This is a genomic window from Roseibium sp. RKSG952, from assembly GCF_009711355.1.
Window position 1 is genome coordinate 1 of sequence record NZ_SMMF01000948.1, and the last position, 17,019, is coordinate 17,019.

Annotated in this window: 17 protein-coding genes and 1 riboswitch; of the genes, 7 read left to right on the top strand and 10 right to left on the bottom strand. The window is 59.5% G+C overall.

Going from position 1 to position 17,019, the window contains the following annotated elements; translation table 11 throughout:
• The 3 genes from E1297_RS31585 to E1297_RS31595 form a co-directional block, all read left to right on the top strand.
• Positions 1 to 550: amino acid ABC transporter permease (locus E1297_RS31585; RefSeq protein WP_155145061.1), on the top strand; the 550-nt coding region annotated here is incomplete at its 5' end.
• 437 nt (positions 551 to 987) lie between these two features.
• Positions 988 to 2,127, top strand: a complete 1,140-nt coding sequence (locus tag E1297_RS31590) for a site-specific DNA-methyltransferase (protein ID WP_155145063.1) — start codon at positions 988 to 990, stop codon at positions 2,125 to 2,127.
• Positions 2,128 to 2,406: 279 nt separating this feature from the next.
• On the top strand, positions 2,407 to 3,177 hold the full coding sequence (locus tag E1297_RS31595; RefSeq protein WP_155145065.1) for a hypothetical protein: 771 nt from the start codon (positions 2,407 to 2,409) through the stop codon (positions 3,175 to 3,177).
• A gap of 56 nt (positions 3,178 to 3,233) precedes the next feature.
• Here E1297_RS31595 and tyrS read toward each other — a convergent pair whose 3' ends face one another.
• From tyrS to E1297_RS31645, 10 genes are all read right to left on the bottom strand, one after another.
• Complete coding sequence (tyrS, locus tag E1297_RS31600; protein WP_155145067.1) at positions 3,234 to 4,514, bottom strand: tyrosine--tRNA ligase; 1,281 nt, start codon at positions 4,512 to 4,514, stop codon at positions 3,234 to 3,236.
• A gap of 194 nt (positions 4,515 to 4,708) precedes the next feature.
• Positions 4,709 to 5,380, bottom strand: coding sequence for a cysteine hydrolase family protein (locus E1297_RS31605; RefSeq protein WP_196223450.1), 672 nt, complete (start codon positions 5,378 to 5,380; stop codon positions 4,709 to 4,711).
• Between the two features lie 22 nt (positions 5,381 to 5,402).
• Positions 5,403 to 5,870, bottom strand: coding sequence for a MarR family winged helix-turn-helix transcriptional regulator (locus E1297_RS31610; RefSeq protein ID WP_209016113.1), 468 nt, complete (start codon positions 5,868 to 5,870; stop codon positions 5,403 to 5,405).
• A 464-nt stretch (positions 5,871 to 6,334) separates the two neighbouring features.
• Entirely contained in the window at positions 6,335 to 7,285 is a 951-nt protein-coding gene (locus E1297_RS31615) for a glycosyl hydrolase family 18 protein (RefSeq protein ID WP_155145073.1), read from the bottom strand.
• A gap of 221 nt (positions 7,286 to 7,506) precedes the next feature.
• Entirely contained in the window at positions 7,507 to 9,099 is a 1,593-nt protein-coding gene (gene gcvPB / locus E1297_RS31620; protein ID WP_155145075.1) for an aminomethyl-transferring glycine dehydrogenase subunit GcvPB, read from the bottom strand.
• Positions 9,096 to 10,442 carry an aminomethyl-transferring glycine dehydrogenase subunit GcvPA gene (gcvPA, locus tag E1297_RS31625; protein ID WP_155145077.1) on the bottom strand — a complete coding sequence of 449 codons (1,347 nt, stop codon included), beginning with the start codon at positions 10,440 to 10,442 and terminating at the stop codon, positions 9,096 to 9,098. Before gcvPA ends, gcvPB begins: the two co-directional genes overlap by 4 nt.
• 19 nt (positions 10,443 to 10,461) lie before the next feature.
• Positions 10,462 to 10,947, bottom strand: coding sequence for an OsmC family protein (locus E1297_RS31630; protein ID WP_155145079.1), 486 nt, complete (start codon positions 10,945 to 10,947; stop codon positions 10,462 to 10,464).
• A 2-nt stretch (positions 10,948 to 10,949) separates the two neighbouring features.
• Positions 10,950 to 11,321: a glycine cleavage system protein GcvH gene (gcvH, locus tag E1297_RS31635; protein ID WP_155145080.1), complete on the bottom strand. Its 372-nt coding sequence runs from the start codon at positions 11,319 to 11,321 to the stop codon at positions 10,950 to 10,952.
• 23 nt (positions 11,322 to 11,344) lie between these two features.
• Positions 11,345 to 12,496 (bottom strand): glycine cleavage system aminomethyltransferase GcvT, encoded by a 1,152-nt coding sequence (gene gcvT, locus E1297_RS31640; protein WP_155145082.1) that lies wholly within the window; start codon positions 12,494 to 12,496, stop codon positions 11,345 to 11,347.
• A gap of 158 nt (positions 12,497 to 12,654) precedes the next feature.
• A riboswitch (glycine riboswitch) is annotated at positions 12,655 to 12,747 on the bottom strand.
• A gap of 133 nt (positions 12,748 to 12,880) precedes the next feature.
• Positions 12,881 to 13,471 carry a hypothetical protein gene (locus E1297_RS31645; protein WP_209016114.1) on the bottom strand — a complete coding sequence of 197 codons (591 nt, stop codon included), beginning with the start codon at positions 13,469 to 13,471 and terminating at the stop codon, positions 12,881 to 12,883.
• A 155-nt stretch (positions 13,472 to 13,626) separates the two neighbouring features.
• Here E1297_RS31645 and ispH point away from each other — a divergent pair, with 155 nt between their 5' ends.
• Genes ispH through E1297_RS31665 form a run of 4 tightly spaced genes read left to right on the top strand, consistent with a single transcriptional unit; the run spans position 13,627 to position 16,997 of the window.
• Positions 13,627 to 14,625: a 4-hydroxy-3-methylbut-2-enyl diphosphate reductase gene (gene ispH / locus E1297_RS31650; RefSeq protein WP_196223451.1), complete on the top strand. Its 999-nt coding sequence runs from the start codon at positions 13,627 to 13,629 to the stop codon at positions 14,623 to 14,625.
• Between the two features lie 4 nt (positions 14,626 to 14,629).
• A complete protein-coding gene (locus E1297_RS31655; protein ID WP_155145086.1) occupies positions 14,630 to 15,595 on the top strand; it encodes a homoserine kinase in 966 nt (321 codons plus the stop codon).
• Positions 15,592 to 16,065 (top strand): ribonuclease HI, encoded by a 474-nt coding sequence (gene rnhA / locus E1297_RS31660; RefSeq protein WP_155145087.1) that lies wholly within the window; start codon positions 15,592 to 15,594, stop codon positions 16,063 to 16,065. Before E1297_RS31655 ends, rnhA begins: the two co-directional genes overlap by 4 nt.
• Positions 16,062 to 16,997, top strand: a complete 936-nt coding sequence (locus tag E1297_RS31665) for a diacylglycerol kinase family protein (protein ID WP_209016115.1) — start codon at positions 16,062 to 16,064, stop codon at positions 16,995 to 16,997. Before rnhA ends, E1297_RS31665 begins: the two co-directional genes overlap by 4 nt.
• The last annotated feature ends 22 nt before the right edge of the window (positions 16,998 to 17,019 follow it).

The window sequence follows — 17,019 nt, forward strand, 5'->3', positions numbered from 1 at the left end:
GAATGGTCCGAGATTGTGGGGGCAGGTCATGCCGATCCTCGTCCTTCTGCTTTACATCGCCTTTGTCGGCACCCCGATGCTTGTCGCAGCCGTCAATGCCGTTCTGGACGCGCTTGGACTGGACCCGATCCGCACCCGCGACTTCCCCTTGATCTGGCGGGCCATCCTCGCCTTGATGATCGGCTATTCCGCCTTTATCGCGGAAGTGTTCAGGGCAGGCATTCAGGCGGTCGACAAGGGACAGATCGAGGCTGCGGAAGCACTCGGCATGGGACCCTGGCTGCGCTTCCGGCTGATCATCTTTCCGCAGGCACTACGGACCATATTGCCGCCCCTTGGAAATGATTTCATCGCCATGATCAAGGACAGTTCTCTCGTTTCCGTTCTCGGCGTGGCCGACATCACCCAGCTCGGCAAGGTCTACGCCTCCGGTTCGTTCCGCTTTTTCGAGACCTACAACGTGGTTGCCCTGCTCTATCTGGTGATGACCATTTCACTCTCCCTGCTGTTGCGCCGGTTCGAGCGCCGGACGCGCATCGAAAGCCACTGAGCGGAATGGCACGGTGGAGTCAGCCGCGAAATGCAACAAGGCAGCGGCTGCATTCGGTTCGCCATAAGGGATTGAGAAGCTTACACTGTCTTGCACTTCGCGCTTGAATTCACCCCGGATTGAAAACGGCCATATCCGATAGGCGGCGAACACCGGCGACTGGCAAACCCCTTGCTCAGAAGCTCGTGCGAGCAAAAAAACCAGAAACAGATTCAGGCCATCCTTAACGAATGGCCAGCAGTTTCCGGCCACGCAAGGAGCGAAATCAGCAGAATTCCGTCGCTTCCGGCCTGATCAACGCATTAACTTATTGTAAAATATTTACCAACGTAAACAAAACATTGATTCTATACAAATATTTCCGTTACGTATTTAACGGCTGATTTACCAAACCCGGTAACCATGACCGTGGAAATTGCGTGAGGTATTGCGTCGCAATGAGTGTACTGCGTACTGGGGTGTCCGCTGCGGCACCCCTCCCCCAGACAGAGTTTGATGCGCAGCCGGACTGGCTGAACACGATCATCAAGGGCGACTGCGTGGCCGCTCTTGAAAAACTGCCGTCCCAATCGGTCGACCTCGTGTTTGCCGATCCGCCCTATAATCTGCAACTTGGCGGGGACCTGCTGCGGCCGGACCACTCCAAGGTCGATGCCTGTGACGATCACTGGGACCAGTTCGCCAGTTTCGACGCCTATGACGCCTTCACAAGGGCCTGGCTGCTGGCGGTCCGGCGGGTGATGAAACCGGACGGGTCGCTTTATGTGATCGGGTCCTATCACAATATTTTCCGCGTCGGCGCGATCCTGCAGGATCTCGGCTTCTGGATCATGAACGACATCATCTGGCTGAAGTCGAACCCGATGCCGAACTTTCGCGGCAAACGGTTCACCAATGCCCATGAGACGATCATCTGGGCAACCAAGTCCCGGAACGCGAAACCAACCTTCAATTATGACGCCCTGAAAACCTTCAATGACGACCTGCAAATGCGTTCCGACTGGCACCTGCCGCTGTGCACGGGTTCCGAGCGGTTGAAATCGGAGGAAGGCGAAAAGGTCCACCCGACACAAAAGCCCGAAGCGCTGCTTTACCGGGTGCTGACGGCCTCCTCGAAACCGGGCGACGTGGTCCTGGATCCGTTCTTTGGTACCGGCACGACCGGCGCGGTCGCCCGCAAGCTGGGACGAAATTTCGTCGGGGTCGAGCGCGAACAGGCTTATATCAACGCGGCCACACAGCGAATTGCTGCAATCGAGCCGGGGAAAGCTGCAAGCCTCGAAATGCAAAAGGGGAAGCGCGCCGAGAAACGCATTCCCTTCGGCTCGCTTCTGGAAACCGGCATGCTCGAACCCGGAACCCGCCTGACCTGTTCACGTGGCAAGCATGTCGCCATTGTGCGGGCCGACGGGTCTTTGAAATCAGGCGACCACACCGGTTCGATCCACAAGGTCGGTGCCTTGGTGCAAGGCCAGCAGTCCTGCAACGGCTGGACCTTCTGGCATGTTCAGGCGGGCCGGTCCCGCAAGCCGATTGACAGTTTCCGTCAGGAAATCAGATCCCGCCTGCACGCATAAGCAGGATGGCCTCGCGCTCCCCGCGCCCCTTTTTGCCCCGGGCTCACCCTTAAGAGCTACGGGGTTTTCTTTTACCTAAAAGTTGTGTCACGAATTGTCCGGCCAAGCGTCCTCCGGGAAAGGCTAGTTTTCTGGGCCCGCAGGACGTGTGAATGGCCGTCTCTGTGCTTGAGGTTTTGCTGATTGGGCCACCCCTGACAACAGACCATTCCCGCTAAAGCAAAAATGCCCCAGCCGATAACGGCCCCGACTATCTTAGCGCTGGAAAGGACCGACAAAATGCCAACTGCGATGCCAATTGCCACCATCAGCCCCGTCAATCGTCTGTTTGGGAGCGCAACTGTCGACATGAACACGCTTACGATCGACCGGACGCGCATTCCAAGTACGTATTACATGGATAGCACCGGCTCCTTCATCAGGCTGCGCCCGCTACACCGGGACGGGTTTGCCGCGTTCCGCAGCGCATCCCGAATTGTCGGGATATACACGGGACGTTGGGACCGAACACAGACTTTCAACAACAACGAAACGGGCAACAACAATATCGTTTTCCGCCAGTTGGGCACAACAGCGACCGGTATTTCCACCGCAATCGCCAATTTGCAAGGGCAAACGCGAACAACAAACCAAATTGCAACCCACAACAACACTCGAGCCAACAACCTGAACAATTCCGTCGTCTATGTGAATGAAGGGGCACTGAAAGGTACGTTTTTCGGCGGTGATCAGCATATTACAAACAATTATTACCAACCGATGGGAGTCGTGGATGCGTCCAATGCAGGTGCAACCGATACCCATACGGGTCATGCGCTTCTGGTTCGGGACCAAACCGAAGGTTTCTATGAAAACTATTTTCCAGGCCTGCTCGGCCAACTGATGCAACTTGGTCAGCTGCCGCAATCAATTGCCATCAATCTGGCCCCCAAAGGCCGTTCGCATACGATGACAATTAAGACGAATATTCAGTATTTCCCGGAAACGATGTTCGAAACTCCGGCTGAACAATCCCTTTTCGTCCGCTCAATGATCATGAGCTTCATCTGAATATTGTCCTGAAACGAGAAGATGGCGGGGCGGGCCACGCCATCCTCTTGACCCGGTTACTCAAACGCGACCAGCGCCTTGCGCCGCTTGCCGACTGCAAGCGCCAGGCGGTCCCTGGCCCTGAGGTCGCCGCTGGCGATCTGGCGGCGCGGGTCGTCGACAATCTGGCCATTGAGGCGGACCCCACCGGCTTCCACCAGGCGCCGGGCCTCGCCATTGCTGATCGCAAATCCGGTGGCGACGATCACCTCAAGCAACCCGAGACCGTTGGCGAGCCGGTTGAGGCCCATATGGTGCGTCGGTTCGGCAAGGTCTTCGGAACCGGAGAAGAGGGCGTCCCCCTGCTCCAGCGCGACGCGCGCATCTTCCGGGCCGTGCACGATGCTGGTGACCTGGGTCGCCAGAATTTTCTTGGCCTCATTCAGTTCCGAGCCCTCAAGGGCGGACAGACGGTTGACCTCGTTGATCGGCAATTCCGTAAACAGGCGCAAGAACCGCGGCACATCCGCGTCGGCCGTGTTGCGCCAGAATTGCCAGAAACCGAAGGGCGACAATTGCTCCGGGTGCAGCCACACGGCACCGGCTGACGTCTTGCCCATCTTCGACCCGCTTGCGGTTGTCAGAAGCGGCACGGTCAGCCCGAAGAGCTGACGCCCGTCCCCCTTGCGGCCCAGCTCGACCCCGTTGACGATGTTGCCCCACTGGTCGGAACCGCCGATCTGAAGACTGCAGTCATGACGGCGGGCGAGTTCCAGAAAATCGACCGCCTGCAGCATCATGTAGCAGAACTCCAGAACGGTCAGCGGCACATGCGCGTCCAGCCGCGACCGCACGCTGTCAAAGGACATCATCCGGTTGACCGTGAATTGCGATCCGTAGTCGCGCAGGAATTCCAGGAATTTGAACTCGTTCAGCCACTCGGCATTGTCGACCAGTAGCGCACCGTCCGGACCGCTCATGTCGACCAGCCTCTCAACCGAGCGCCGGATGCCGGCGATATTGGCCGCGATCTGGCGCTGTTCCAGAAGCGGGCGTGTTTCATTGCGGAAGCTCGGATCGCCCACCTGGGAGGTTCCGCCCCCGAGCACCACGATCGGCCGGTGCCCGAGACGCTGCAGCCAGCGCAGGGTCATCAACGGCATCAGATGCCCGACATGAAGGCTGCCGGCGGTCGCATCGAAACCGGCATAGGCGGTGACCGGGCCTTCGCTCAGCGTCTTGTCCAGCGCCTCAAGATCCGTGCATTGATGCACGAGACCGCGCTCCAGAAGCACCTGCAGCGCCTCGGATTTGAGTTTGGTTTCCGGCTTCCCGGCTTCGATCATGTGAAGTGTCATGTTGAGCTTCCCGGTTTTCCCGCCAGGAGCCCTTGAAACCAAAAAGCCGCCTGACGCGGCGGCTTTTGAGAGGTCTAGGAGAAAGACAAGATCCTACGCAGCCGCCGATATGTCGGTGACGTAATAAAAATACGCGAAGGAGGCTGCGGAGTTCTTGCTCATGACAGCCTAATTGCGCCAGACGCAACATGTTGTCAAGCGGCTTTTTGTGTCCTTTCAGACAGGCGGGCACCCAACCCTTGCAGTTCGGAGCGGATATCAGGCCACTTTTCCGGTGTGCCCGTGATCAAACCCGCTTCGACAATCTCGACCGAGAAGCCGCGGTTCAGGGCCCCCTTGGCTGTCAACTGGACGCAATAACACGCATCAAGCCCGACAAGCCTGAGATGTCCGATGTTCCGCTCTGTCAGATAGGTTTCAAATGCGGTGTTGGAAAAGGTATCCCCGACCGCCTTTTCAAAGACCCGCGCCTCTGCCGTGTCGAGACTCCGGTCGATCCGCAGACCTTCCCGCCCCGGGGTTCCAATGCCATCGGCGGCGAGCTTCATCGCCCAGATGACCGGGCGGTCCCGGAAGATGTTCTTGATGAAAATCACCTCGTCGCCACTTGCCCGCGCTTGGGCAATTTCAAGGCGCATGATGTCGAGCGCCGTGTCCCGCATCTCCGGATCAAAAGCCCGCTTGCCGTTATTTCGGGTAAAATCCTCCTGAACATCAATCACAAGAAGTGCGCGTGCACCCCTCTCCTGGCTGTTGATCAGCTTCCCTTTTGTCGGCGTCTCGAGCCGGCGGAAGACGCAAGCGCAATAACCAAGAGCAGCGGCCACACATGCAAGAACCGACAATCCAACGATCCACCAGATCATGTTTTCCTCCTGATACTTCCGGTTATTCGAGTTTTCTCGGGCGGTCCGGGTCGTCCTCGAATTCGGCAAAATGATCGAGCATGGCGCACAGAACCCTTTGGGTGGACTGCAGCTCTTCGCTCGTAAACAGATCGCAGACCGCATCCATATCGTCATTTTCGCGGGCCCGGATCTCACCGAAGCTGTCCTGCCCCGAAGACGTCAGGGTGAACAGGGGAGAGCGCTTGTGCGCCGGGTTCGGCTGCCGTTCGACCAGCGCCATCTGTTCCAGATCGTTGATCAGCAACTGGATTTGCTGACGCGCCAGAAACAGGTTTCGCGCAATGTCCGGAACGGTCAACGGCCCGGCTTCCTCGAGCACCTCCATCACCGCACGCATCCCGACAGAGACGCCGGTTTCCCGGAGATTCGCCTCAACTGCCCGCGCCAGCCGCCGGTGGGCCGGCCGAATCAACCGGATAATCTCGTATAGTTCTCTCGTCTTGTTCAAACGTATCTCCATATTGACAATTATATTGTCATAATGACATTCTAATTGTCAAACAAAAACCCCGGCACAATCGCCGGGGTTGTCGACTTCACATATTCAGCGGGTTGGCCCGGCTGCTACCGGCGGCTTACCTCGGATCAATGGATGCATTCAGCAGCTGCTTCGACATCAATGGATCCCCCGCACGAGGACACGGATGACTTCCGGAAGCGCAAGGGGCCGGAGCGGGCGACGGTGCAGCCTTTTGACAAGCCCCTAGCTCATCGCAGACAGGCACTGGTGCGATCCGGGTTGGCCACACTCATATACATGCGGACTGCTGGCCCTCAGCCGCTTTTCGAGCTGCCCGTCAAAACGATTGCTCGCAGGTGGTTGCCAAAAGCATCAGATCCGGTCATGCAGGCAGCCAAATAACCACGCCGGGCACCGCAACAAGTGACTTCTCACTGACGTCCCCGCTCCGGTCAGGCCGGAACCTTCAATCCGAGCGCCTTTGCCATGGTGTCCCCCCAAGCCGTTTCGGCCTGATCGCTGCTGTAGGCTGCCCAGTATTGCCACCCCATGACGCCCCCGAAGCTGGTCCCGTATTTCGAGACAAGCGGGGTTACAAGATCATCGGCAACGGTCTGCGCGGGCAAATAGGCGGTGTCTTGCTGCTGAGGACTGACCTCGTCATTTGCCTGTGTAGTCGGATGGCCGAGAACAAGTTTCTCAGGCGGCAATTTATAGCCCTCCGGATTGCCGGAACCATCCACGAGCCCAACAATGCTGGAAGGGAACACAGGCGTCCCCGAGAAACCGGCCACTTTCTGCTGCTGCTCGGCCGCTCCCTGTCCGACATACCAAGGGTTGTTGTAGTACTGGATATTAAGCCAGTCGATGTTGTTTCCCGCCTTTGCCATGACGCCTTGATAAAGCCCGTCCTTGAAATCGGACCACCCAGGATAGAGATAGGGAGCCTGAGGCGCGTGGGACACAAGATAGGCCGGCCGCAATGCCTTCAAGGCACTCGAGATCCCGGACAGGAACGCAACGCAATCATATTGCGGCCCGTTGATATAGTCTTCCCAGTCAATGTCGAAGCCATCAAGCTGCCAGTGCTCCGCATAGTCAACAAGTGCCTTGGCCGCAGCATTGACATCCGCAGCTGCCGCTTGCCAACCACTGGTGGTGGCTGTTTGCCCTCCAACCGAGAACATCACCTTGATTCCCATCTGACGCAAACTGCTGATCAAACCTGAGGTTCCGGTGAAATTGGTGAATTCAGGACTCCCATTGACGACCAGTTGTTGTTGCTCATTCACATCGAACATGAGAAATCCGGCGATCACATGCGTGAACGGAGCAAATCCATCCGCACCATATGCTTGATCAAGACCCAATGTGTAAATGACATTTCTTGAGACCTCTGCCATGACACCTCTCCTTAACTTGAAATTGACGCAGTTCCCTTCGGACACACACTCATATAGGCAGAATTGCAATAAATACAATTTATTGTTGATATCATTAAATATAATACACTTTTTAAGTGCAATCACTTCTTTCAAGGCACGCTCACCGGACTGCCGGGCAATTCACACGAAAAAGCCCGGCAGGCCGCCGGGCTTTTCATTTTCGTGTTTCGGCAAGCCGCCTATTCGGCAGCGACTGGGGTGATTTCGGCCGGTTCCGGCGCTGTCCACTTCAGAACCGGCTTGCGGGCAGCAGCGGTCTCGTCAAGACGGCGGCGCGGCGCGAGGTAGGGCGCTCCGGAGAAACGGTCCGTCTCGCCGCGTTGCGCGCTCATCACCAAATCCCGCATGGTTGCAATGAACAGATCGAGCGATGCCCGGCTTTCCGATTCCGTCGGCTCGATCAGCATTGCGCCGTGAACCACCAGCGGGAAGTACATGGTCATCGGGTGGTAGCCTTCGTCGATCATCGCCTTGGCGAAATCGAGCGTCGTCACGCCGGTGTCCTTCAGGAAGCTGTCGTCGAAGAGGACTTCATGCATGCAAGGCCGCTCGCCATAGGGCAGGCTCATCAGGTCCTGCAGACCCACACGCACATAGTTCGCATTCAGAACCGCATCCTCGGATGCCTGTTTCAAACCGTCCGCCCCGTGGCTCAGCATGTAGGCCATTGCCCGCACATACATGCCCATCTGGCCATGAAACGCGGTCATGCGGCCAAACGGCCTTTCGCCATCCACCAGATCGGATCCGGTTTCCGCCAGCTCAAGGCCGCCCTCCCCCTTGCGGATGAAGGGCAAGGGCGCAAACGGGGCCAGCCGATCCGACAGGACCACCGGTCCGGAGCCCGGCCCGCCGCCGCCATGGGGTGTCGAGAAGGTCTTGTGCAGGTTGATATGCATCGCATCGACGCCGAGGTCACCCGGACGCGCCTTGCCGACAATCGCGTTGAAATTGGCGCCATCGCAGTAGAAATAGGCATCTGCCGCGTGGATCAATTCGGCAATCTCTATGATATCGCGCTCAAACAATCCGCAGGTGTTGGGATTGGTCAGCATGATCCCGGCAATGTTGCCCTGATGCTTTTCAATGGTCTGCTTCAACGCCTCAAGATCAACGGTGCCGTCGTCCTTGGCGCCGATGGCAACGACCTTGTAGCCGAGCAAGGCGGCCGTTGCCGGGTTGGTGCCATGGGCACTTTCCGGCACCAGCACGATTTTGGGATCCCGTCCGGCCGCCTCATGGGCCGCCTTGATCGCCATCATGCCGCACAGCTCGCCATGGGCGCCCGCCTTGGGGCTCATGGCAACGGCCTTGGTTCCGGTCATTGTCATCAGCCAGTGAGCCAGATCGCTGATCAGCTCCAGAGCGCCAGGCACGGTCGACACCGGCTGCAAGGGATGGATGTCGCCAAAACCCGGCAGCCGCGCCATTTTTTCATTGAGCCGCGGGTTGTGCTTCATGGTGCAGGAACCGAGCGGATAAAGGCCGCTGTCAATCGCATAATTGTTGCGCGACAGGCGGACGTAATGGCGCATGGCTTCCGGTTCGGCAAGCCCGGGCAGATCAATCGGCGCACGGCGCTGATGGCCTCCAAGCTCTGCCTTGAAGTCATCCGGCTCATCCAGATCAACGCCGGTTGTGTCCAGACCGCCAATCTCGAAGATCAGCGGCTCTTCCATGTCGAGCGCCCGGTTGCCAGTAAAGGTTTTCGGCCGGAAGCCGGTTTCCGATTCGCCCGGAGCGGTCGGACGGCCTTGCGTGTTCATGCTCATGCCAGCACCTCCTTCAGCGCCGCAGCGAAGGCTGCGCGGTCTTCGTCCGTGTTGACCTCGGTCGCGGCGACAACCAGCAGATTTTCAAGGTCCTTTTTGCCGGGCTCCAGACGCGAGACCGGAACACCGCCGAGAACGCCTTTTTGAGCAAGAGCCTCAACAACGCCATCGGCCGATTTCGGCAGTCTGACCGTAAACTCGTTGAAGTAGGCGCTGTTCAGGACGTCCACGCCCGGCAGTTCACTCAGGAGCTTCTTCAGCTTCACCGCGTTGCCATGGTTGATCCGCGCCAGTCTCGTCAATCCAGCTTCCCCGAGCAGGGACATGTGGATCGTGAAGGCGAGACAGCACAGGCCCGAATTGGTGCAGATGTTGGAGGTCGCCTTGTCGCGGCGGATGTGCTGCTCACGGGTCGACAGGGTCAGGACGAACCCGCGCTTGCCCTCTGCGTCAACCGTTTCGCCGCAAAGACGTCCGGGCATCTGGCGGATATATTTCTGACGGGTTGCAAACAGGCCGACATAAGGCCCGCCGAAATTGAGGCCGTTGCCGATGGACTGGCCCTCGCCGACCACGATATCGGCCCCTTGCGCTCCCGGTGGCTCGATCAGCCCGAGGGAGACGACTTCGGTGAAGACCGCAATCAGCAGCGCGCCCTTTTCATGGGCCTTTTTGGCAATCGGTTTCAGATCGATCAGCTGGCCATAGAAGGACGGCGATTGCACGACGACACAGGAGGTTTCGTCGTCGATTTGCGACAGGATGTCTTCTGTGCCCATCGGGTCGGCCGGCAGGCTCGCCACCTCGTCCTCGGCCATTTCCGTGAGGCTTTCGACCACATCCCGGTATTGCGGGTGAAGACCGCCGGAAAGCACCGCTTTCTTGCGCCGGGTCACACGGTGGGCCATCAGCACGGCTTCCGCCGTTCCGGTCGAGCCGTCATACATGGAGGCGTTGGCCACATCCATTGCCGTCAATTGCGCCACCTGAGTCTGGAACTCGAACAGGTATTGCAAGGTGCCCTGGGTGATTTCCGGCTGATACGGTGTGTAGGAGGTGAGAAACTCGGAACGCTGGATTAGGTGGTCGACCGTTGCAGGCACGTGATGCTTGTAGGCACCGGCACCGACGAAGAACGGGACGGATCCGGCGGCAACATTCCTGGCCGCCATGGCCGAAAGCTGCCGCTCGACCTGCATTTCACCGGCACGCTCCGGCAGATCCAGCAGGCCGTTCAACCGGGCCTTTTCGGGAATGTCGGCAAACAGCGAATCAACGGACGGCACCCCGACACGCATCAGCATGTCGGCGCGATCGGTTTCGCTCAATGGTAGGTAGCGCATGTGTGCGGCTCCCTTCAGGTTACGGAGCGATCAGGCGAACCGGCTGCGGCTCCACCTTGATCTCGCTCTTGACGGAATTGGCGATGAAGCAAAGCTCATGCGCCTTTTCATGAATGTCTTCGATCAGTTCCGGCAAAGGCGCTTCCGCCGCGCGGATGGTCAGGACCGGCTTCAGCGTCACCTCGGTCACGGCCATCTTGCGCGGGGCAACCCGTGCCATCACGCCTTCCGCCTTGTCCTCGTAGGCCTCGATGTTCAGACCGTTCTGACGCGCAAGATCCAGGAACCAGAGCATGTGGCAGGAGGAAATGGCTGCAACAAACGCTTCTTCCGGGTCGACGGCTTCCGCAACCGAATGGGGCAACGGCACCACCACCGGCGATGCGGAGGCCGGAACCTCTACACCGCCGTCAAAGCGCCAGCTGTGACCGCGCGAATAGGCATTTGTGGCAAAGTCGCCCGAGCAGGTCCAGCTGATCTCGGCCGTATAGATATGCCGAGCCATGCTCAAAGCGTCTCCACATAGGCCTTGTAGGCCGCTTCATCCATGAGCTCGTTGAGCTGACCGGAATTGCCGATCTTCAGCTTGATGAACCATGCGCCGCCTTCCGGGTCTTCGTTGACCTTGGCCGGTTCGTCGGCGAGCCCGTCATTGGCTTCGGTGACTTCGCCGTCGATCGGCGCATAGACTTCGCTGGCCGCCTTGACCGATTCGACCACAGCCGCCTCGTCGCCCTGTGCAACCGTCTTGCCCACTTCGGGAAGTTCGACATAGACCACATCGCCCAGCTGCTCTTGCGCGTAGTTGGTGATGCCGACCGTTGCGATGTCACCGTCAACGGCAATCCACTCGTGATCCTTGGAATAGTAAGTCGTCATGTTCAGTCTCGTCTCTGGAAATGTCAGGATTTGTTCTTGCGGAAATAGTTGTTCGGAACGAACGGCATTTCGGAAACCACAGCGGGAAGCTCCCGGCCGCGGACGATCAAGTTCAGTCTCGTGCCGGGGGCTGCGTGACCGGCGGCCACATATCCCATGGCGATCGGGGCCTTGACGCTCGGCGCAAAGCCGCCCGACGTCACGGTGCCAATCGGCGTTCCATCTTCAAGACGGATACCAGCACCTTCGCGAGCCGGAGCCTTGCCTTCAAGCCGCAGCCCGACGCGAACCCGGCCCGGGCCGCTCTTCAACTCGGCCTGAATGCGCTCGGCGCCGGGAAAACCGCCCTCCTCGCGGCGGCGCTTTTGCATGCAAAAGGTAATTGCCCCTTCCACCGGCGAGGTCGTCTCGTCGATGTCATGGCCATATAGGCAAAGCCCGGCCTCAAGCCGCAGGCTGTCCCGGGCGCCCAGTCCGACGGGCGCGACCCGGTCGTCAGCCAGCAGGGCACGGGCAATCGCCTCCGCAGCACCTGCCGGAACCGACATTTCAACGCCGTCCTCGCCTGTGTAACCGGCACGCGCGACATGGCAGTCAATGCCGTCGAACTCCATGGAGGCGGCACACATGAACCCGAGCTCAGCCGCCTTTGGCGCATGCGCTGCCACGGCAGCCACGGCCTCCGGTCCCTGGACGGCAATCAGTGCACGGTCCTGGACCACCTCCAACCGGACATTTACCGGGAGTTTGGCGCGAAAGTGAGCATAGTCGACCTCCTTGCGGGCCGCATTGACCACCAGCATCAACCGGCCATCGTCTTCGGGCGAAACCGAGCGGGTGACCATGAGGTCGTCGATAATCCCGCCTTCATCGTTCAGAAGGACAGTGTAGCGCTGCCGTCCCAGACCAAGCTCGACGAAATTCGACGGGGTCAGCGCCTCCAGCGCTTTCGCCGTGGTTTCATGGTCCGGCCCGATCAAAAAGGCCTGCCCCATGTGGGAGACATCGAACAGCCCGGCCCTTGAGCGCGTGTGCAGGTGTTCGGTCATGATCCCGGCCTTGTACTGCACGGGCATTGCGTAGCCTGCGAAGGGTACCATCCTGGCACCCAGCTCGACATGGAGGTCGTAAAGAGGGGTTTGTTTCAGATCGCTCGCGGCATCCAGGCTCGCCATGAAGGCTCCTCGGCTGAAGGGTTGCGCAGCACACGGATTGCTCCGTCTGCGCCCCCTCTGTCCGAGTACCTGAGAGATTTCCCGCCTGCGACCGGCAAACGGTTACTCCTTCGGTGAGCCATTTCCCGGCATGCGGGAAAAACTGCTTTCCAGAGCGTTGTAGCGCCGCGGTCCTTTTGCCTGAGAGTTTCCGGGGCGGTTGCTCCTTCGGCGCCGGGATCTTTTCACCCGGCCTCTCCCGCGATCACATTGGTTGCCTGATCAGGTGATCCCGATCCGGCATGCCACCCCTCCGGGAACGACCCGGACGGATGCGCAATTGTTTCCTGCCGACGCACCCTTGTCAATAACCGGCATGGTCTCCGGCTCGGGTGGGGACAATTTTTACCGGCGGCGGCGGTCCGCCTCAAAGCCGAACACCACTTTCATCTGCTGATCACGCGGCACGACAAAACTGTCCTCGACCAGGGTCCAGTTTTCGGCAGGGGCCCCTTCGCCAAGGGTCACGGGCACGGAAATCTTCCTGTCGATCAGCGGCTTGTCATCCGGATTGTTGTCGCGAACGGCGACCTCGAGCGGAAGAACGACTTCCCCGCCCTTCCAGGCCGGACCCGGGGTGACGCTGCCGGACAGACCAAGCTTGATTCTGGTCTGGCCATTGCCTTCCCGCGTGCAGGACCGGGCCCAGTCGCTCAACGTCGCCTGGTAGAGCAGCCCTTCCGGCTGGTCTTCGCGGCCCCGCTGGTACTTCATGATGAGATAGGAGTTCGCCTGCAACTGGAGCGGCGGACAATAAACCGGCGTCGCAAAGGCATCAGGTGAGACTTCGATGGGTCCCCGTCCGCCCGAGATGACCTTGTCCGCCACCGACGCGCCTGTGCTGCATCCCATGAGAGCCAATGTTCCGGCCGCAGCAACGGCGATCATGGCCTTGCGGCCGGCCTGTGAACCTTGCGCGGATTCGCGACGTAGCATCATATAATCACCCAAATATCATCGCCTTAGAGCGCAGCTTCATAGCAGGTGCTGTTAAAGTTGGCGAGAGTGAGACATACACTCGCGGAGTTGCTCCTTGACAGAAGGGGGGCTGTGCCGGTTATTGCGGTCCCATGACAACGGACAGGATGCAGATGACCAGCGACCAGACCGAAAAACCGCCACTCACCGTGCTGTTATGCGCGCCGCGCGGCTTCTGCGCCGGTGTTGACCGGGCCATCCAGATCGTCGAGCTCGCGCTCGAGAAATACGGCAGCCCGGTCTATGTCCGCCACGAGATCGTGCACAACCGGTTTGTGGTCGATGGTCTCAAGGCAAAAGGCGCGGTTTTCGTCGAGGAGCTGGAAGAGATCCCGGCCGCAGACATCGATCGTCCGGTGATTTTTTCCGCGCATGGTGTGCCGAAATCGGTGCCCGATGACGCACGTTCGCGGAACATGTTTTATCTCGACGCCACCTGCCCGCTTGTCTCCAAGGTGCACAAGGAAGCAGAGATCCATCACCGCCGTGACCGGGAAATCCTGCTGATCGGCCATGCCGGGCACCCGGAAGTGATCGGCACCATGGGCCAGCTTACAGAAGGCAGCGTCACCCTGATCGAAACGGAAGAGGACGCCCGCACGTTCCAGCCGAAAACCGGCCGCCAGCTCGCGTTCATCACCCAGACCACCTTGTCGGTCGACGACACGGCGGGAATTGTCGCGGCACTGCGCGACAGGTTCCCGGATATTGTCGCCCCGCACAAGGAAGACATCTGCTATGCGACCACCAACCGGCAGGAAGCCGTCAAGGCGGTTGCTCCAAAGGCTGACGCCATGATCGTGGTCGGCGCGCCCAACTCCTCGAACTCGCAGCGGCTGCGCGAAGTGGCCGAACGGGAAGGCTGCCGGGTTTCAGACCTTGTCCAGCGCGCCAGCGATATCGACTGGTCCAAGTTCGAGAACATCCGCACTCTCGGGTTGACCGCGGGCGCCTCGGCCCCGGAAACGCTGATCGAAGAAATCATCGCAGCCTTTGCCGAGCGATTCGACGTTGCGGTAGAGAGTGTTCGAACCGCTGAAGAAACCATCGTTTTCAACCTGCCGCGGGAGCTGCGCGACTTCGGTGCACAAGCAAAGCCGGCAGCCGGATAGTCACATGGCAGTTTACACGGATGTTACCGATGAGGAGCTGTCCTCCTTCATCGACACCTACGCGATTGGCCGGCTGATGTCCTTCAAGGGCATCGCGGAAGGCGTCGAAAACAGCAATTTCCTTGTTCATACGGAACAGGGATATTTCATCCTCACGCTTTACGAGAAGCGCGTCGACCCGCAGGACCTGCCCTTTTTCCTGGGACTCATGCGCCATCTCGCAGCCCGGGGACTGAACTGCCCCGTCCCGGTCGAAAACCGGCAGGGAGACATTCTAAGCACGCTTGCGGGCCGGCCTGCGGCCATCATCAGCTTTCTTGACGGCATGTGGGTGCGCCGGCCGGCTACCCACCATTGCAGTGCGCTCGGCCAGGCCATGGCCGAGTTTCATCTCGCCGGTCAGGACTTCGGCATGAGCAGGGCCAACAGCCTGTCGGTTGCTGGCTGGCGTCCGCTTTTCGAAAAGTGCAATGGCAAGGCCGACACGGTCCATCCGGGTTTGGCCGCTATCATCGAACGCGAACTCGACACGATCGAGCGCAACTGGCCGGACGCATTGCCGGTCGGCGTGATCCACGCGGATCTGTTTCCGGACAACGTCTTCTTCCTGAATGACAAGCTGTCGGGCCTCATCGACTTTTATTTCGCCTGCACCGATGCTTTTGCGTATGATATCGCGATCTGCCTCAATGCATGGTGCTTCGAGAGCGATCTCTCGTTCAATGTCACCAAGGCAAGGGCATTGCTGAATGGCTATAACAGTGTCCGGCCACTGACCCCGGACGAATTCGACGCCCTGCCCTTGCTGGCCCGCGGAGCCGCCTTGCGGTTTTTGCTCACGCGTCTCTACGACTGGCTCAGCGTTCCGGAAGGCGCCCTGGTAACGCCGAAAGACCCGGTCGAGTACCTGAAGAAACTGCGCTTTCACCAGGACGTCAAAACCGCGACAGCTTATGGATTGGCACAATGACCAGCGAAAACCGGGTAACAATCTATACGGACGGTGCCTGTTCGGGAAATCCAGGACCAGGTGGCTGGGGCGCGATCCTGCGCTTCGGAGAGCATGAAAAGGAGCTGTCCGGAGGCGCACCCGAAACAACCAACAACCGCATGGAATTGACGGCAGCTATTGAAGCCCTCACCGCTCTTAAACGGGCCTGTGCCGTAGACCTTTATACAGACAGCACCTATGTCCGGTCCGGGATCACCGAGTGGCTGGAGGGCTGGAAACGGCGCAACTGGAAGACCGCCAGCAAGTCGCCGGTCAAGAACGCCGATCTCTGGCAGGCGCTGGACGCCGCCCGCCAGCGTCACGATGTGAGCTGGCACTGGGTCAAGGGACACGCAGGCCACCCGGAAAACGAACGCGCCGATGAACTCGCGCGGCAGGGCATGGAGCCTTACAAGAATGGTGGTCACCAGATGGAGGATCTGCCTTGAGGGCGCTGCTTGAAAGCGATGACCCTTTAGAACAGACCGGGCTTGCCAGCCAGGGCAGCCCCTCTGAACAGATCCTGATCATGGCCAATCCGACATCGGGCGGATACCGCCCGGCATTGCTCGAAGAGGTGCGCCGCCGTCTCGCAAGCAGCGGGAAAACTGTCCGGCTTCATATGACAACGCATGCTGGCGAAATCGGCGAGCTTTGCGCGGATCCGGCTTTCGATGCAGGTACACTCGTGATTGCGGGCGGAGACGGCTCGATCAACGAAGCGCTCGCCGGATTGCAATCGCACACGAACCCGCCCGACATCGCGGTCATCCCATCGGGCACCGCCAATGTTCTGGCACTCGAGCTGCGGCTTCCAAGAACGGCAGAGGGAATTGCGAACGCGATCCTGGGAGGACACACCGTTCCGCTCCACGCCGGGCTCGCCAATGGACACCCGTTTGTGCTGATGGCCTCATCCGGTTTCGACGCCGAGGTGGTCCATGCCCTGCCCCTTGCCCTGAAGCGCCGGTTTGGAAAACTGGCCTATGTGTTGACCGCCATCCGGATCGGCTTCTCCCGGCGCTCCTCGGATCTCTCCCTTTCGGTCGACGGCAAGTCCCTGACCTGCAAATTGGCCGTTGCCACCAACGGCCGGCTCTATGGCGGCCCGTTCGAGGTCGCGCCAAACGCATCCGTCACGCGCAGCGGCTTGCAGTTGCTCGTGCTGGAAAAGGACAATCCCCTGTCAGCCTTGCGGTTTGGCCTTGCCCTGCTGATGGGCCGGGTTCACCGCGCCCGGGGCGTCAGGTTGATGAGCTTCCAACAGGCAACTTTCATGTCTCACGAACCGGCCGCCGTCCAGATCGACGGCGACCCTTTTGGAAGCACCCCGGTCACGATCGAACCGGCGTCTCATCACCTCCGGATCATCGTCCCCTGACACTGGCAAGGGGACGAAGCGC